Source organism: Photobacterium sp. GSS17, assembly GCF_028621875.1.
Classification (GTDB): Bacteria; Pseudomonadota; Gammaproteobacteria; order Enterobacterales; family Vibrionaceae; genus Photobacterium; species Photobacterium ganghwense.
Genome location: NZ_CP117517.1, coordinates 3,169,802 through 3,186,553, shown reverse-complemented (window position 1 = coordinate 3,186,553; position 16,752 = coordinate 3,169,802). Strand labels below are relative to the sequence as shown.

Here is a 16,752-nt window from a genome sequence, read left to right as displayed (position 1 = left end):
ATTAAATTATTATGTCTGAACAGTTTGAGCACGTTTCCGTGCTGTTGCACGAGTCTGTAGATGGCCTGGCGATTAAGCCTGATGGTATCTACATTGACGGCACGTTTGGTCGTGGCGGTCACAGCCGGTTAATTCTTTCACAGCTCGGAGAAAACGGGCGTCTGTACAGTATTGACCGTGATCCCCAGGCTATCGCTGAGGCTCAAAAAATTGATGACCCGCGTTTTACTATTATCCATGGCCCGTTTTCTGGCATGGAAAAATACATGGTTGAGCGTGATCTGATTGGCCGCATTGACGGCGTGCTGCTGGATCTTGGTGTCTCTTCGCCGCAGCTTGATGATGCCGAGCGCGGCTTCAGCTTTATGCGTGACGGCCCGCTGGACATGCGGATGGATCCAACATCCGGTATTTCGGCCGCTGATTGGCTGGCGACAGCGGAAGCGGACGACATTGCCTGGGTTCTGAAAGAGTTTGGTGAAGAGCGTTTCGCCAAGCGTATTGCCCGTGGCATTGTGGCGCACCGTGAAAATCCGGAGAACGAGCCACTGACCCGTACCACTCAGCTGGCCCGCTTGATTGCTGAAGTGTCGCCGTTTAAAGACAAGCATAAGCACCCGGCGACCCGTAGCTTCCAGGCCATCCGTATCTACATCAACAGCGAGCTGGAAGAAATCGAGACCGCGCTGAATGGCGCGCTGCAGGTGCTGGCTCCGGGTGGTCGTCTGTCCGTGATCAGCTTCCATTCGCTGGAAGACCGCATGGTGAAGCGTTTCATCCGTAAGCAGAGCAAAGGGCCGGAAGTGCCTGCTGGTCTGCCGCTGACCGATGAGCAAATCAAGGCGCTGGGCTCGGCGAAGCTGAAAGCGGTAGGTAATGCAATTAAACCATCGAATACCGAAATTAACGTGAACGCCCGTTCACGCAGTTCGGTTCTGCGTTTGGCTGAGCGTCTATGAAGTCTGCGCCGGAACCGACAGACAATCTGGCCCGCCTGATTGGGCGGGACCTACTCTCTGTAGGACGGTTTCCGCTGTTCCTGCTGGTTCTGGTGCTGATTTCTGCATTGGGGGTTGTTCTGATCACCCATCATTCCCGTCAGTTAATTGCCGAACAGGAGCAACTGTTGATCGAGCGTGATCAGCTGGATATTGAATGGCGTAACCAGATCCTGGAGGAGAACTCCCTTGCCGAACACAGCCGGATTGAACGGCTGGCTGAAAAGGACATGGAAATGAAACGCCCATCCCGTGATAACGAAGTCATTGTTCACGAATGAAGTTGATGAAGAATATCAAGCGCGATAATACGCCCAATCAACGTCGACAAAAAGCGCCACCGGCTTTTATCCCGTGGCGCTTTGGCGTTATTTGCGGCTTTGTAGTACTTGCGCTCGGGGCACTGATTGCCCGTGCCGCTTATATTCAAGTCCTGGATCCCGGCAAGCTGATCCAGGAAGGCGACATGCGCTCACTGCGAGTGAAGGCGCTGCCGTCAGCCCGAGGCATTATTTCGGATCGCAACGGTGAACCGCTGGCGGTCAGTGTGCCGGTTCAGGCGGTGTGGGCCGATCCGGTTCAGATTTTCAAAAACGGTGGCCTGGCTCAGGTGGATCGCTGGCACGCGCTGGCGGATGTGTTGGGGCTCGATCGTAAAGCGCTGCTCAATCGCCTGGAGCAAAATCAATCCCGCCGTTTTATCTACCTTCAGCGTCAGGTCAGTCCGGCCATGGCGGCATATGTCAATAAACTTAAACTGCCAGGCATTGGCCTGAAAGACGAATCCCGTCGCTTTTATCCTTCCGGCGAAGTCAGCGCGCACCTGATCGGGGTGACCGGTATCGACAGTCATGGCCTGGAAGGGGTTGAGCGTACCTACGACGGCTGGCTGACCGGTGAGCCGGGACGGCGCACCGTGCGTAAAGACCGTTACGGCCGGGTAGTGGAAAATATCTCTCTGAAACAGCGTGAACCGGGTAAACCGCTGAGTTTGAGCATTGATCAGCGCCTGCAGGCGGTGGCCTATCGTGCCGTGAAGCAGGCCGTTGCGGATTATCAGGCGACCTCAGCCACTGTCATTATGGCGGATGTCCGGACCGGGGAAATTTTGGCGATGGTGAATGCCCCGTCTTATAACCCGAATAATCGCGATCAGCTGCAAAGCTTCCGAATGCGTAACCGCTCCATAACCGATGCGATGGAGCCGGGTTCAACAATTAAGCCCTTTGTGGTTCTGGCCGCCCTGGAAAATGGGGTGGCGGATGAAAATACAATAATCGACACCGGCAACGGCCTGATGCAAATCGGGGGCAGCCGGGTGCGAGATGTGTCCCAGGTTGGTAAGGCGGATCTGGCGCAAATCCTGAAAAAGTCCAGTAACATCGGCGTCAGTAAATTGTCGCTGGCGATGCCGGTGGATGCGGTGCTGGGCATGTACAGCGGAGTCGGGCTGGGGGATGCTTCCGGCATCAACCTGATTGGCGAAGCGCAGGGCTTTTTCCCTGACCGCCGCCGCTGGTCTGATTTCGAACGTGCCACGTTGTCATTTGGCTACGGCATTTCGACGACCCCGATCCAGTTGCTGCGGGCGTATGCCACTCTTGGAGGGATGGGGGTCAACCGTCCGCTGTCAATCCTGAAGACTGAGCAGGTGATCCCGGGGCGTCAGGTTGCCTCGGTGGAAAACACCCGCAAGCTGCTCAATATGCTGGAAACCGTTACGCAGAAAGGTGGTAGTGCCTTCCGCGCGGGTGTGCCCGGCTATCGGGTTGGGGCAAAAACCGGTACGGCGAAAAAAGCCGTGGCGGGCGGATACAGTGATGAATACATCGCAATGACAGCCGGCCTGGCGCCGATCAGCAACCCGCGTCTGGCGATGGTTGTGGTGGTTAACGAGCCCCAGGGCGACAAATACTATGGCGGTCTGGTCGCCGCACCGATTTTCGCGGAAGTGATGGAAAGCGCCCTGCAAATTTTGAATATCCCGCCTGACGCGGGAACCCGAGAAGAATTAAAAGTAGTAAGTCACAGGGGCAAAACGCATGCCGGAACTTAATCAGAATACTTCAGTTGGCGCCTTGGTTGCGCCGTGGCGTGATGCCCTCTCGTTACCGGAGCGCCTGGCGGCGTTGACGGTCACGGGAATGACTCTGGACAGCCGCAAGGTTCAGGCCGGTGATCTTTTTGTCGCGGTCAACGGACACCAGGTGGATGGTCGGCGTTTTATCTCATCGGCCATTGAATCCGGCGCTGCGGCAGTGCTGGCTGAAGCCGACGATGGCAACCCGGCGCTGTGCTGGCAGGATGAGGTGGCGGTTATTGCGCTGCCGGAGCTGGGCCAGAAGCTGTCGGCGATTGCCAAGCAGTTTTACGGCGCGCCGGATCAGGCTCTGGAGCTGATCGCGGTGACCGGAACCAACGGGAAAACCACCATCAGCCAGTTACTGGCGCAGTGGGCACAGTTACTGGGCCACACCAGTGGCGTGATGGGAACCACCGGTAACGGGCTGCTGGCGAACATTCAGCCAGCCGCCAATACCACGGGCAGCGCGCTGGACATTCCTTGTGAGCTGGCGACGATGCACCGTCAGGGCGCAGATTATGTGGCGATGGAAGTGTCCTCACACGGTCTGGTTCAGGGGAGGGTGAAGGCGCTGCAGTTTGCGGCCAGCATTTTTACCAATCTGAGCCGGGATCACCTGGATTACCACGGTGACATGGCAAGCTATGCGGCGGCGAAGCAGACCCTCTTTACTGAGCACCACAGCGGGGTTGCGGTCATTAACGCTGACGATGAGGTAGGCCGTCAGTGGCTGGCAGGATTGCCTGATGCTGTTGCCGTGGCCACTGATGCTGCCGGTGTGGCGGAACATTCTGGCCCTAAACTGTGGCTGGATGAGGTGGCGTACAGCACCCAGGGCGTTAAGATTGCGTTTGACTCCAGCTGGGGAGCCGGACAGTTTGAGGCTCCGCTGGTCGGGGCGTTCAATGTGATGAACCTGATGCTGGCACTGGCCACGTTGCTGGCTACCGGGCGTGATAAAGCTGCGCTGCTGGCTGCCGCACCGCAATTGCGTGCCGTGACCGGGCGGATGGAAGTTTTTCAAGCGGCTGACAAACCTATGATGGTTGTTGATTATGCTCACACCCCCGATGCGCTGGAAAAAGCGCTGCAGGCACTGCGCGTACACTGTGAAGGCCGCTTGTGGTGTATTTTCGGCTGTGGCGGCGATCGCGACAGCGGCAAGCGCCCAATGATGGCAGCTGTGGCGGAGAAGATGGCTGATCGGATTGTGCTGACTGACGATAATCCGCGCTCTGAATCGCCGGTACAAATCGTGGAAGACATGCTGGCCGGGCTGGCACAGCCAGCGCAGGCGATAGTGGTTCATGACCGCCGTGCTGCCTGTGAGTGGGCACTTACCCAAGCCGGGGCTGACGACATCATTCTGGTGGCGGGAAAAGGCCACGAAGATTACCAGATTCTTGCGGATCGGACGATTCATTACTCTGACCGTGAAACCGTACAGGCGTTACTGGAGGCACACGCATGATAAATGTTCAACTTTCCCAGCTGGCCGAAGTGCTCGATGCTGAGTTGGTCGGTGAGGATATGGTTATCAGTGCGGTGTCGACCGATACTCGCCAAATCGGGGCAGACACCTTGTTTGTCGCCCTGATTGGCGAACGTTTTGACGCTCATGATTTTGCGCAGAATGCCTGTGAACAAGGGGCTAAGGCATTGCTGGTAAGCAAACACTTACCGATTGCCTTGCCTCAGCTGATTGTGGCAGACACACATGCGGCACTGGGCCAGCTGGGCGCCTGGCTCAAAGCCCTGATGGAGCGCGAGTACGGGTTACAGACTGTGGCCCTGACCGGCAGCTGTGGGAAAACCACCGTGAAAGAGATGACGGCAGCCATTCTGGCGGAAAAAGGCAAGGTGCTGGCGACCGGTGGCAATTTTAATAATGACATCGGCGTCCCTCTGACCTTATTGCGTTTGGAACCTCAGCATGAATATGCGGTCATTGAACTGGGTGCAAACCATCAGGGTGAGATTGCCTACACCACTGATTTGGTGAAACCGCAGGTCGCGCTGATTAACAATCTGGCCGCAGCGCATCTTGAAGGGTTCGGCTCGCTGCAGGGCGTGGCCAAAGCCAAGGGTGAGATTTTCCAGGGGCTGGCAACCGGTGAAGCCGGTACTGCCATCATTAACCTGGACTCCAACGATCGTACATTGTGGCAGCCGCTTCTGGACGGGCATCCGGTGATGACTTTCTCTGCAACCCGAGAGGATGCGGACTATTACGCCACTGATATAAATATTAACAATTTGGGGCGTGCTTGTTTTACAATGCGCACCCCCGCCGGGGAGTTCCCGGTGTCGCTGACGCTGGCAGGGGAGCATAACGTTGCCAATGCTCTCGCCGCCGCGGCGCTGGCCATGGCGCTGGGCGCCACGCCTGCACAGGTTCAGGCCGGACTCGGCCAGGTGGCAAACGTCAAAGGCCGGGTGGATATCACCGAGCCGCGAACCAATCTGCGGCTGATTGATGATACCTACAATGCCAGTGTGGCCTCAGTGAAGGCGGCGATTGACCTGCTGGCCGGTTTTGCCGGACAGCGCTGGTTTGTACTGGGGGATATGGCTGAGCTGGGTGATGACAGCGCTGCTCTGCACCGGGAAGTGGGTGAGTATGCGCAAGGCAAAGCACTGGATCAGGTGCTGACCTTCGGCGTTGCCAGTGAAGTCGTGAGCTCGCTCAACGGCGGCAAACATTTTAATAACAAGACAGCATTGATTGAGACGCTGAAACAGCAACTCGAACCATTGCTCAATGACGATAACATCCAAGTGACAGTGCTGGCGAAAGGGGCTCGCAGCTCCCGCATGGAAGAGGTAATTGTCGCACTGCAGGACAACAAAGAATGATTTACTGGTTAGCCGAATTACTAGAACCCACGTTTCCATTTTTTCGACTATTTGAATACCTGACGTTCCGGGCCATCATCAGCATCCTGACGGCTCTGGTGATTTCGCTGTGGATGGGGCCACGTCTGATTGCCCGTCTTCAGATGCTGCAAATTGGTCAGGTGGTTCGCCACGACGGTCCGGAGTCTCACTTTAGCAAGCGTGGTACGCCGACCATGGGCGGGATCATGATCCTGGCCGCGATTACGATCACAGTAATGCTGTGGACGGATCTGAGCAACCCGTATGTCTGGGCCGTGCTGACGGTCATGCTGGGCTACGGGGCTGTTGGCTTTGTGGATGACTACCGCAAAGTGGTACGCAAGAATACGGACGGTCTGATCGCCCGCTGGAAATACTTTTGGCAGTCAGTGATCGCGCTGGGTGTGGCGTTTGCCTTGTATGTACATGGTAAAGACACGGTGGCGACTCAGCTGGTGGTGCCATTCCTCAAAGACGTGATGCCACAATTGGGGCTGTTCTATATCGTCTTTACCTATTTTGTGATTGTCGGTACCAGTAACGCCGTTAACCTGACCGATGGTCTGGACGGCCTGGCTATTATGCCAACGGTTATGGTGGCCAGCGGCATGGCGTTTATCGCCTGGGCAACCGGCAACGTGAATTTCGCGAACTATCTGCATATTCCTTACCTGAAAGATGCTAGTGAACTGGTGGTCGTCTGTACTGCGATAGTCGGAGCCGGACTAGGCTTTTTGTGGTTCAACACCTACCCGGCACAGGTCTTTATGGGCGATGTCGGCTCTCTGGCACTGGGCGGTGCGCTGGGTACAATTGCGGTGCTGGTGCGTCAGGAACTGCTGCTGGTACTGATGGGCGGTGTGTTCGTGATGGAGACCGTTTCGGTGATCCTCCAGGTAGGCTCGTACAAACTGCGTGGCCAGCGTATTTTCCGCATGGCCCCGATTCACCACCATTATGAATTGAAAGGCTGGCCGGAGCCGCGAGTGATCGTCCGTTTCTGGATCATCACCCTGATGCTGGTTCTGATCGCGCTGGCAACACTGAAGGTACGATAAATGAAAGGCTTGGAAGGCGTACAAAATGTTGTGGTAATTGGCCTGGGGATGACCGGTTTGTCGGTTGTGAACCACTTATGCCGATTGGCGCAGCCGTTGGATATCAAAGTGATTGATACCCGGGAGACGCCTCCGGGCCGAGAGCAGCTGCCACCAACCGTTGCGCTGTGCAGTGGTGAGTGGCAGATGGACTGGCTACTGGCCGCCGATTTGATTGTGGCCAGCCCGGGGATTGCCCTGGCAACGCCGGAGTTGGTGCAGGCCGCACAGGCTGGCATTGACATTGTCGGCGACATTGAGCTGTTTGCCCGGGCGGTTACCAAGCCGGTGGTTGGGATTACCGGCTCTAACGGCAAAAGTACGGTAACCAGTCTGGTCGGTGAAATGGCGAAGGAAGCCGGTATGAATGTCGGCGTCGGAGGCAACATCGGCTTTGCAGCGCTCGATATGCTGGCCGAAGATCATGACGTCTATGTTCTGGAGCTGTCCAGCTTCCAGCTCGAAACTACTGCTTCGTTGCCGCTCAAAGCCGCGGTCTACCTCAACCTTTCTGAAGATCATATGGATCGCTACACCGGGCTGGATGATTACAGCCTGGCAAAAATGCGTATCTTCCGTCATGCCGAACTGGCAGTGTATAACCGCAATGATCTGGCAACCCGTCCGGAATTTGCAGGCCCGATGACCAGCTTTGGTCTGGATGCCGGTCCATATGGGCTGGTCGAGTTGGATGGCCGGGAGTGGCTGGCGGTGAACGGTGATGCTGTGATGCCAAGTGATGAGATTGCGCTGGTGGGCCGTCACAATGTCGCCAACAGTCTGGCGGCACTGGCGCTGGCCGATGCCTTGGGCGTCGATCGTGGCGCTGCCTGCCGAACACTGCGTCGTTATACCGGACTGGCACACCGTTGCCAGTTGGTTGCCGAGCAGCACGGCGTGAAGTGGGTCAATGACTCCAAAGCCACTAACTTGGCGAGCACGGTCGCGGCCCTGAGTGGTCTCACCCTGCAGGGCAAGTTGCATCTGCTGATGGGCGGGGATGGCAAAGGCGCTGATTTCTCTGAGCTGGCGCCCGTACTGGCGGCGCTGAACGTTCAGCTGTACTGCTTTGGTCGCGACGGCCACCTGATGGCTGAGCAGGTATCAGGTGCGGTGCAGGTTGAAACGATGGCACAGGCCATGACAATGGCTGCCGCTTCAGCAGCCTCTGGCGATATGGTGCTGTTGTCTCCTGCCTGCGCCAGCTTTGATCAGTTTGCCAATTTCATGGCGCGCGGTGAGGCGTTTGCCGCACTGGCCGGTGAGCTACAGCATCAGGTCGGTGGGGCTGGATAATGCTGGGCGTACTGAGAGACAGTGTGGAGTCGCTGTTTGACTGGCTGACCCGACCGGCCGCACAAAGCAGTTACGATCGTCAGCTGGTGTGGATTGCGCTCTCTTTGATGGTAACCGGTCTGGTGATGGTGACTTCCGCCTCGGTGCCGGTGGCGACCCGCCTGACGGACATGCCGTTTTATTTCGCCCTGCGCCATGCATTCTTTTTGGCCGGGGCTCTTGTGATCGCTGGCTTCGTGGTCATGGTGCCGCTGGAAAAGTGGCGGCAGTACAGCGTACCGATGCTGATCACCTCGTTGGTGCTGCTGGTGGTTGTGTTGCTGATTGGCCGTTCGGTCAATGGTGCTTCCCGCTGGATCCCGCTCGGGATCTTTAATTTGCAGCCAGCCGAAGTGGCCAAGCTGTCTCTGTTTCTGTTTTTGTCCGGCTATCTGGTTCGTCAGTATGAGCAGGTACGTGAAAGCTTTCGTGGCTTTCTAAAGCCGCTGGTCGTACTGGGCGTGCTGGGCGTGCTGCTGCTGGCGCAGCCTGACCTCGGCTCCTTCGTCGTGATGTTTGTTACGACAGTTGGCATGCTCTTTATTGCCGGGGCCAAGTTGTGGCAGTTCATTGCCATGCTGGTGATGGCGATTGGCGGCATCGGCCTGTTGATCCTGCTGGAACCTTACCGGATGCGCCGGGTAACGTCGTTTCTTGACCCGTGGGAAGACCCGTTTGGCAGTGGTTACCAGCTGACGCAGTCACTGATGGCGTTTGGCCGCGGTGACTGGCTGGGACAAGGGCTGGGGAACTCCATTCAGAAGCTCGAATACCTGCCGGAAGCTCACACGGACTTTGTATTTGCGGTATTGGCGGAAGAAGTTGGCCTGATTGGCGTGACAGTCGTCCTGCTCCTGATTTTTGCTCTGGTGTTCAAATCACTGATCATTGGCCGCCGTTGTCTGCAGACCGGGCAACTGTTTGGCGGTTTCCTGGCGTTTGGTTTTGCCTTCTGGTTTGCGTTCCAGACGCTGGTTAACGTGGGGGCTGCTGCCGGTATGGTACCGACCAAAGGTCTGACCCTGCCGCTGATCAGTTACGGTGGCTCCAGTCTATTTATTATGGCAACCGCTGTTGCCATCCTGATCCGGATTGACTTTGAGCAGCGCCTGGCTGCCCGTTATGCCCCGGATCCTGAAAAAGAAGATACAGAGAATGAACAAGAATAAACGCTTGCTGGTGATGGCTGGCGGAACCGGTGGCCATGTATTTCCCGGGCTGGCGGTAGCCAAGAAGCTGCAACAGGAAGGCTGGGAAATTCGCTGGCTGGGTACCGCGGATCGTATGGAAGCGGATCTGGTGCCGAAACACGGTATTGATATCGATTTTATTAAAGTCAAAGGCCTGCGCGGACAAGGGATCCTGTGTTTGCTGTCGGCGCCGTTTAAAATCGTCGGGGCGATTCTGCAGGCCAGACAATACATCAAAGCCTGGCAGCCGGATGCGGTGTTGGGCATGGGTGGTTACGTGAGTGGCCCGGGCGGCGTGGCAGCCTGGCTGTCGGGCGTACCGGTGATTTTGCATGAGCAGAATGCCGTGGCCGGGCTGACAAACCAGTGGCTGTCCCATATTGCCAGTGGCGTGCTACAGGCGTTCCCGGGAGCGTTTAAAGGGCGTGATGTTGTCGGTAACCCGGTGCGCGAAGATGTGACGGTGCTGCCAGCGCCGGCAGTACGTTTTGCGGAGCGCCAGGGGCCAGTGCGTATCCTGGTGATGGGGGGAAGTCAGGGGGCACGTATCCTGAATCAGACTCTTCCTCAGGTGGCAGGGATTCTGGGTGATAAAGTCACTATCTGGCATCAGGCCGGTAAAGGGGCGCAGGCCGAAACCCAGGAGGCCTATGAAGCTAACACCACGGTGCCACATAAAGTAACCGAGTTTATCGACGATGTGGCCGCGGCTTACGCCTGGGCCGATTTGGTGGTATGTCGCTCCGGTGCACTGACAGTCTCTGAGCTGTCAGCGGCGGGACTGGGGGCCATCTTTATTCCGTTCATGCACAAGGACCGCCAGCAGGCGCTGAATGCCGACCATTTGGTAGCCTGCGGTGCCGCAAAAATGATTGAGCAGCCGGATCTGACCGTTCAGGGGCTGGCTGATGAGATTGCACAACTAGACCGTAGTCAGCTGACGGCGATGGCCGAGGCGGCACGGAATGCAGCGATTCTTGACGCGGATGTCCGTGTCGCAGAAGTGATTAAATCGCTGGCAAAACAATAACAAGACGAGACAAAGTGATGAGTAAACTGGATAACCAGCAGCTAGCTAAAATTCGTACCATGGTACCAGAGATGCGCCGCGTAGAGCGTATTCACTTTGTTGGTATCGGCGGCGCCGGAATGAGCGGAATCGCTGAAGTACTGGTTAATGAAGGCTATCGGGTCAGCGGTTCTGATCTGGCGCCGAATGCGGTGACAGAGCGGCTGACCAGCAAGGGTGCTGAGATCTTTTTTGGTCATCAGGCATCAAATGTTCAGGGCGCGAGTGTGGTGGTGGTGTCGACCGCAATCCGTCAGGACAACCCAGAGTTAGTTGCAGCCCGTGAGCAGCGTATTCCGGTGGTGCGCCGTGCCGAAATGCTGGCCGAGCTGATGCGCTATCGCCATGGGATTGCAATTGCGGGAACGCACGGCAAAACCACAACGACGGCCTTGGTCACTCAGATTTATTCTGAAGCGGGGCTGGATCCGACGTTCGTCAACGGCGGTCTGGTGAAAAGCGCAGGAACCAATGCCCGTTTGGGTTGCAGCCGTTACCTGATTGCTGAGGCGGATGAAAGCGACGCGTCTTTCTTGCACCTGCAGCCGATGGTTTGTGTTGTGACGAACATTGAAGCGGACCACATGGATACCTATGGTGGTGACTTTGAAGTTCTGAAGCAGACGTTTATTGATTTCCTGCATAATCTGCCGTTCTACGGGCTGGCTGTAATGTGCATTGACGATCCTGTGGTTCGTGAACTGCTGCCGCGGGTCGGCCGTCCGGTGATCACGTACGGTTTCTCAGAAGATGCTGATGTTCGCCTGGTGGATTACACGCAAACGGGTCAGCAAGGCCACTTCTCGATTCTGCGCAAAGGCAAGCCTGCACTGAAAGTTACCCTGAATATTCCGGGGAAACACAATGCGCTGAATGCAACAGCGGCAGTGGCTGTTGCCAGTGAAGAAGGCGTAGAGGAAGATGCCATCATTCGTGCATTGGTAGAATTCCAGGGCACCGGTCGTCGTTTCGACCATTTGGGTGAGTTTGAAACCGGTAACGGCAACGTCATGCTGGTGGATGATTATGGTCATCACCCGAGCGAAGTGGATGTCACCATCAAAGCTGCGCGGGCCGGTTGGGCGGATAAGCGCCTGGTGATGGTGTTCCAGCCACACCGTTACAGCCGTACCCGTGACTTGTATGAAGATTTCGCCAATGTGCTGGAGCAGGTTGATGTTCTGGTAATGCTGGATGTCTATTCTGCCGGGGAAGCACCGATTGCCGGAGCGGATGGGCGCTCTCTGTGCCGCACTATTCGCGGGCGCGGCAAAATTGATCCGATTTTTGTGCCCAACGGTGAAGCATTGCCGTCAGCGTTGGCCAATATTCTACAAAATGATGATTTAGTTCTGACACAAGGCGCCGGTGATGTTGGCAAAATTGCACGCCAACTTGCTGAAATGAAACTGAATATTGACATGATGCGTCAGAAGTAGTCAGCGGAGGCGCAAGTCTGGCGTAAATCTTGCCTGAGTATCAGGTTCAGTGATGTTTGCCGTGATGTTTGCCGTAAAAAGCTGTGCAATAGGTCTCTTAAGTGTCTTATTGCTATCAGTAATTGCAAGGAATCATGAGACAAGTGTTGGAGTGCCAGAGCTTGCTCGGTATAATCTGTCAACTTTGCTCGCAAGATGCGGTCTGATTTAGAGCGGTTTAGGCTGCCAGTTCCGTATCTTGCCGGTAAATGTCGGCTATTAGGGTTTTGAATGTATGGCTGATACGGTTTTAAATCGCATACCGCTACCTTCCCCTGTGGCCAGAAAACACTGGGGTGGGTTGGCTTTTTTTCTTTTTGTCATCAGCTTTATTGTCTGGCTGTTCAGTGCCGCAATAGACTGGATGACCGATGCCAACCGGTTGCCATTATCGCAGCTCATTATTCAGGGGGAGCTGCATTACCTGACGCCGGATGATGTCCGAAACGGAATACTCCAGCTTGACAGTCTGGGCAGCTTCATGACGCAGGATGTGGATGATATTCAGCATACGCTGGAAGCCATGCCCTGGGTAGCCAGAGCGGCAGTCCGCAAGCAGTGGCCGGATACGGTGAAAGTGTATCTGGTTGAACAGGAGCCCGCGGCCTTTTGGGATGATGAGTTTCTGCTGAATACGTCTGGTGACGTATTTTATGCCCCGAAAGAGCAGGCCGGACAGGCGTTTGTCGCGCTATCCGGACCGGAAGACAGCAGCCGACAGGTATTGGCTGCGTTGCATGAAATGCAACCCAGATTACAGCGAGCCGGCTTTGAAATTGCTAGGCTGGTATTGAACGAACGTCGTGCCTGGCGCGTGTGGTTAACCAACGGCATCAGGCTCGAATTAGGGCGCAAGGAAAGAATGGAGCGGCTGGAACGTTTCATTACCTTGTTCCCGGAGATAGAGCAGCAGGGAAAGGCCATCGAGTACGTAGACTTGCGCTATGACACCGGGGCTGCTGTAGGCTGGACTACAGATCCAGAGTAAGCGAAACCAAATGGGACGGCATCGCCGCTTTCTGTTTGGCTTGGTAGAACTATAAGAGCGTGCGCTAATGACGAAGGCAGCAGATAAAAAACTGATAGTGGGCTTGGATATTGGTACATCCAAAGTCTGTGCTTTAGTCGGGGAAGTGTTGCCGGATGGTGAAGTAAACGTCATCGGTGAGGGTAGCAGTCCTTCTGGCGGAATGGACAAAGGCGGCGTGAACGATCTTGAGTCCGTCGTAAAATCGGTTCAGAGCGCTGTTTACAAGGCCGAACTGATGGCTGACTGCCAGATTTCCTCGGTTTTCCTGTCTTTATCAGGTAAGCATATTCGTTGCCAGACAGAAGAAGGTATGGTGCCGATTTCTGATAAAGAGGTGACACAAGACGACGTTGATAATGTTATACATACAGCGAAGTCAGTAAAAATTAGTGATGAACATAAAGTTTTGCATGTTATTCCTCAGGAATTTGCTATTGATTACCAAGAGGGGATAAAAAATCCTGTTGGTTTATCAGGGGTGCGCATGGAAGCCAGTGTTCATCTAATCACTTGCCATAACGACATGGCGCGCAACATCGTGAAAGCGGTTGAGCGCTGTGATCTGAAAGTCGATCAGCTGATATTCTCTGGTCTGGCTGCCAGTTATGCTGTTCTGACACCGGACGAGCGCGAGCTCGGCGTGTGTGTCGTGGACATCGGTGGCGGTACAATGGATATCGCGGTCTGGACCGGTGGCGCACTGCGCCATGCTGCCGTCATCCCGTATGCCGGCAATGTGGTGACCAGCGATATTGCTTATGCCTTTGGTACACCGCTCGGTGATGCGGAAGAAATCAAGGTCAAATATGGTTGTGCACTGAGTGAAATGGTCAGCAAAGATGCGAAGGTCGATGTACCGAGCGTCGGCGGACGGCCTTCACGTAGTCTGCAGAGCCAGACATTGGCGGAAGTGATCGAGCCTCGTTACAGCGAATTGCTGGGGCTGGTGAATCAGAAGCTAATCGAAGTACAAGAACAACTGCGTAATGCGGGCGTCAAGCACCAACTGGCAGCAGGTATTGTCCTGACCGGTGGTGCGGCTCAAATGGAAGGGCTGGTTGAATGTGCCGAACGGGTATTCAGCAATCAGGTCCGGGTAGGATTGCCGCTGGATGTGACTGGACTGACAGAACATGTCCAATCACCGCATTACGCGACAGCAGTCGGTCTGCTGCATTACGGAAAGGATAGTCAGACATTTGACGATAGTGAACTGGAGCCGAAACGGTCTGTCTCCAGTATTTTCACTAGAATAAGTGGTTGGCTTAAAAAAGAATTTTAAAACCTGATGCGAACAGGATGAACGGAGAGAACACATGTTTGAACCGATGATGGAAATGTCTGACGAGGCAGTAATTAAGGTCATTGGCGTTGGCGGCGGTGGCGGTAACGCTGTCGATCACATGGTACGTGAATCTATTGAAGGCGTTGAGTTCATCAGTGTAAACACTGACGCTCAGGCACTTCGTAAAAGCAGTGTCAGCACTGTAATTCAGATTGGCGGCGCGATCACTAAAGGTCTGGGTGCCGGTGCCAACCCACAGGTTGGCCGTGATTCGGCGCTGGAAGATCGTGAAGCAATCAAAGCTGAGCTGGAAGGTTCGGACATGATTTTCATCGCTGCCGGTATGGGCGGCGGTACCGGTACCGGTGCGGCCCCGATTATTGCGGAAGTCGCGAAAGAGCTGGGTATTCTGACGGTTGCTGTAGTTACCAAGCCATTCAGCTTCGAAGGTAAAAAGCGTATGGCTTTTGCCGAGCAAGGTATCGAAGAACTGTCTAAGCACGTTGACTCGCTGATCACGATTCCGAATGAGAAGCTGCTGAAAGTGCTGGGCCGTGGCATCACTCTGCTGGACGCTTTTGCGAAAGCGAACGACGTGTTGAAAAACGCGGTACAGGGTATTGCCGAGCTGATTACTCGCCCGGGCATGATCAACGTCGACTTTGCAGACGTACGTACAGTGATGTCTGAAATGGGTCACGCGATGATGGGTAGCGGCGTTGCGACCGGTGATGACCGTGCAGAAGAAGCCGCTGAAATGGCGATTTCCAGCCCACTGCTGGAAGATATCGACCTGGCGGGTGCTCGTGGCGTACTGGTTAACATCACCGCGGGTATGGACATGCGTCTGGATGAGTTTGAAACCGTTGGTAACACCGTCAAGGCATTTGCTTCTGACAACGCGACCGTGGTTATCGGTACATCACTGGATCCGGAAATGTCTGACGAGCTGCGTGTAACAGTAGTGGCAACGGGTATTGGTAAAGACACCAAGCCTGATATCACTCTGGTTACAACCAGCAAACCAGCACCAGCAGTTGCACAGGAAAAAACGGTTCAGCCTACGCCTGTGATGGAAGACACGAAGCCAGCTCCGCTGACTCAGTCTGCCCCAGCCGCTGAAGGTAACGCTCAGGCAGCAGCGAAAGCTAAACCACAAGCGGACCACGACTACCTGGACATCCCGGCGTTTTTGCGCAAGCAAGCAGACTAATTGCTTAGCTGTTGCAAATTATTTGGGAAACAGGTAACAAAGTGGTATGATGTCTGTCCTTGTCCTATTTTTGAACAAGGATAAGGGCCGACATTAGGCATTTAAACAGTTGAGAAACGCAGATGATCAGACAACGTACATTGAAAAGCATTGTCCAAACGACCGGGGTGGGTTTGCACTCTGGACGTAAAGTCACGCTGATCCTTCGTCCTGCTGCGGCAAACACCGGTGTGATTTATCGTCGTACGGACTTGAATCCACCTGTTGATTTTCCAGCGAACGCCGACTCAGTGCGCGATACAATGTTATGCACCGCTCTGGTGAACGAAGAAGGTGTGCGTATCTCGACTGTGGAACACCTGAATGCCGCATTGGCAGGTATGGGTATCGATAACGTGATTATCGAAGTGGATGCGCCGGAAATTCCTATTATGGACGGCAGTGCCAGCCCGTTTATTTACCTGCTGCAATCAGCCGGTATTGAGACGCTGAATGCGCCTAAGCGCTTCCTGCGTCTTAAGAAAACTGTTCGCGTCGAAGATGGTGACAAATGGACCGAGCTGCGTCCATACAACGGCTTCCGCCTGGATTTCACTATCGAGTTTAACCATCCGGCGATTGATGCGGATCAGCAGCGTTTGGTTCTGGACTTCTCAAGCCAGTCATTTGTAAAAGATATCAGCCGCGCACGGACCTTTGGTTTCATGCGTGATATCGAGTACTTACAGTCACAGAACCTGTGTCTGGGTGGTAGCTTTGATAATGCCATCGTACTGGATGATTACCGTATCCTGAATGATGACGGCTTACGTTTCGACAATGAACTCGTGACTCACAAAGTACTGGACGCCATTGGTGACCTGTACATGTGCGGCCACAACATCATTGGTGAGATGGTGGCTTATAAATCAGGCCACGCGCTAAACAACAAATTGCTGCGTGCTGTTCTGGCTGACCAGGAAGCTTTTGAATGGTCGACCTTCGATAATGAACAGCAGGTGCCTGTTACTTTTGCCCAGCCGGGCATGGTACTTGCTTGATACCCAATCAGATTGAAAAACGCCGGACTCTGTCCGGCGTTTTGCTTTTCTGGCTTC

14 protein-coding genes are annotated in these 16,752 nt (G+C 55.0%); all 14 read left to right on the top strand.

All coding sequences use genetic code 11. The features are described from left to right. The first annotated feature begins 11 nt into the window (after nt 1-11). Nucleotides 12-959: a 16S rRNA (cytosine(1402)-N(4))-methyltransferase RsmH gene (rsmH, locus tag PGW97_RS14460; RefSeq protein ID WP_273857560.1), complete on the top strand. Its 948-nt coding sequence runs from the start codon at nt 12-14 to the stop codon at nt 957-959. Continuing rightward, nucleotides 956-1,279: a cell division protein FtsL gene (gene ftsL / locus PGW97_RS14455; protein ID WP_047886962.1), complete on the top strand. Its 324-nt coding sequence runs from the start codon at nt 956-958 to the stop codon at nt 1,277-1,279. Before rsmH ends, ftsL begins: the two co-directional genes overlap by 4 nt. A gap of 5 nt (nt 1,280-1,284) precedes the next feature. Then, entirely contained in the window at nt 1,285-3,054 is a 1,770-nt protein-coding gene (locus PGW97_RS14450) for a penicillin-binding transpeptidase domain-containing protein (protein WP_415719988.1), read from the top strand. After that, nucleotides 3,041-4,552 (top strand): UDP-N-acetylmuramoyl-L-alanyl-D-glutamate--2,6-diaminopimelate ligase, encoded by a 1,512-nt coding sequence (gene murE, locus PGW97_RS14445; RefSeq protein WP_273857559.1) that lies wholly within the window; start codon nt 3,041-3,043, stop codon nt 4,550-4,552. Before PGW97_RS14450 ends, murE begins: the two co-directional genes overlap by 14 nt. Next, nucleotides 4,549-5,937, top strand: coding sequence for a UDP-N-acetylmuramoyl-tripeptide--D-alanyl-D-alanine ligase (gene murF / locus PGW97_RS14440; protein WP_273857558.1), 1,389 nt, complete (start codon nt 4,549-4,551; stop codon nt 5,935-5,937). Before murE ends, murF begins: the two co-directional genes overlap by 4 nt. After that, nucleotides 5,934-7,016, top strand: coding sequence for a phospho-N-acetylmuramoyl-pentapeptide-transferase (gene mraY / locus PGW97_RS14435; protein ID WP_273857557.1), 1,083 nt, complete (start codon nt 5,934-5,936; stop codon nt 7,014-7,016). The genes murF and mraY overlap by 4 nt, the downstream gene beginning before the upstream one ends. Beyond that, a complete protein-coding gene (murD, locus tag PGW97_RS14430; protein WP_273857556.1) occupies nt 7,017-8,351 on the top strand; it encodes a UDP-N-acetylmuramoyl-L-alanine--D-glutamate ligase in 1,335 nt (444 codons plus the stop codon). It abuts the gene before it with no gap. Next, complete coding sequence (gene ftsW, locus PGW97_RS14425; protein WP_047886956.1) at nt 8,351-9,559, top strand: cell division protein FtsW; 1,209 nt, start codon at nt 8,351-8,353, stop codon at nt 9,557-9,559. Before murD ends, ftsW begins: the two co-directional genes overlap by 1 nt. Beyond that, nucleotides 9,546-10,610 (top strand): undecaprenyldiphospho-muramoylpentapeptide beta-N-acetylglucosaminyltransferase, encoded by a 1,065-nt coding sequence (murG, locus tag PGW97_RS14420; RefSeq protein WP_273857555.1) that lies wholly within the window; start codon nt 9,546-9,548, stop codon nt 10,608-10,610. The genes ftsW and murG overlap by 14 nt, the downstream gene beginning before the upstream one ends. 17 nt (nt 10,611-10,627) lie before the next feature. Continuing rightward, the gene (gene murC / locus PGW97_RS14415; RefSeq protein ID WP_217391882.1) at nt 10,628-12,088 is read left to right on the top strand and encodes a UDP-N-acetylmuramate--L-alanine ligase; all 1,461 of its coding nucleotides are present in this window, start codon (nt 10,628-10,630) and stop codon (nt 12,086-12,088) included. Nucleotides 12,089-12,362: 274 nt separating this feature from the next. Next, entirely contained in the window at nt 12,363-13,115 is a 753-nt protein-coding gene (locus tag PGW97_RS14410; protein ID WP_047886953.1) for a cell division protein FtsQ/DivIB, read from the top strand. A gap of 67 nt (nt 13,116-13,182) precedes the next feature. Continuing rightward, a complete protein-coding gene (ftsA, locus tag PGW97_RS14405) occupies nt 13,183-14,439 on the top strand; it encodes a cell division protein FtsA (RefSeq protein ID WP_273857554.1) in 1,257 nt (418 codons plus the stop codon). A gap of 34 nt (nt 14,440-14,473) precedes the next feature. After that, the gene (gene ftsZ, locus PGW97_RS14400; RefSeq protein ID WP_047886951.1) at nt 14,474-15,655 is read left to right on the top strand and encodes a cell division protein FtsZ; all 1,182 of its coding nucleotides are present in this window, start codon (nt 14,474-14,476) and stop codon (nt 15,653-15,655) included. Between the two features lie 122 nt (nt 15,656-15,777). Then, nucleotides 15,778-16,695 carry a UDP-3-O-acyl-N-acetylglucosamine deacetylase gene (gene lpxC / locus PGW97_RS14395; protein WP_273857553.1) on the top strand — a complete coding sequence of 306 codons (918 nt, stop codon included), beginning with the start codon at nt 15,778-15,780 and terminating at the stop codon, nt 16,693-16,695. Nucleotides 16,696-16,752: the final 57 nt, after the last annotated feature.

Excerpts from the sequence above, each read along its gene's own strand:
- ftsZ (WP_047886951.1), top strand. The coding sequence starts at position 14,474 with ATGTTTGAACCGATGATGGAAATGTCTGACGAGGCAGTAATTAAGGTC.
- mraY (WP_273857557.1), top strand. The coding sequence starts at position 5,934 with ATGATTTACTGGTTAGCCGAATTACTAGAACCCACGTTTCCATTTTTT.
- murG (WP_273857555.1), top strand. The coding sequence starts at position 9,546 with ATGAACAAGAATAAACGCTTGCTGGTGATGGCTGGCGGAACCGGTGGC.
- rsmH (WP_273857560.1), top strand. The coding sequence starts at position 12 with ATGTCTGAACAGTTTGAGCACGTTTCCGTGCTGTTGCACGAGTCTGTA.
- PGW97_RS14410 (WP_047886953.1), top strand. The coding sequence starts at position 12,363 with ATGGCTGATACGGTTTTAAATCGCATACCGCTACCTTCCCCTGTGGCC.
- murE (WP_273857559.1), top strand. The coding sequence starts at position 3,041 with ATGCCGGAACTTAATCAGAATACTTCAGTTGGCGCCTTGGTTGCGCCG.
- ftsL (WP_047886962.1), top strand. The coding sequence starts at position 956 with ATGAAGTCTGCGCCGGAACCGACAGACAATCTGGCCCGCCTGATTGGG.
- lpxC (WP_273857553.1), top strand. The coding sequence starts at position 15,778 with ATGATCAGACAACGTACATTGAAAAGCATTGTCCAAACGACCGGGGTG.
- murF (WP_273857558.1), top strand. The coding sequence starts at position 4,549 with ATGATAAATGTTCAACTTTCCCAGCTGGCCGAAGTGCTCGATGCTGAG.
- ftsA (WP_273857554.1), top strand. The coding sequence starts at position 13,183 with ATGACGAAGGCAGCAGATAAAAAACTGATAGTGGGCTTGGATATTGGT.
- murD (WP_273857556.1), top strand. The coding sequence starts at position 7,017 with ATGAAAGGCTTGGAAGGCGTACAAAATGTTGTGGTAATTGGCCTGGGG.
- murC (WP_217391882.1), top strand. The coding sequence starts at position 10,628 with ATGAGTAAACTGGATAACCAGCAGCTAGCTAAAATTCGTACCATGGTA.
- ftsW (WP_047886956.1), top strand. The coding sequence starts at position 8,351 with ATGCTGGGCGTACTGAGAGACAGTGTGGAGTCGCTGTTTGACTGGCTG.
- PGW97_RS14450 (WP_415719988.1), top strand. The coding sequence starts at position 1,285 with ATGAAGAATATCAAGCGCGATAATACGCCCAATCAACGTCGACAAAAA.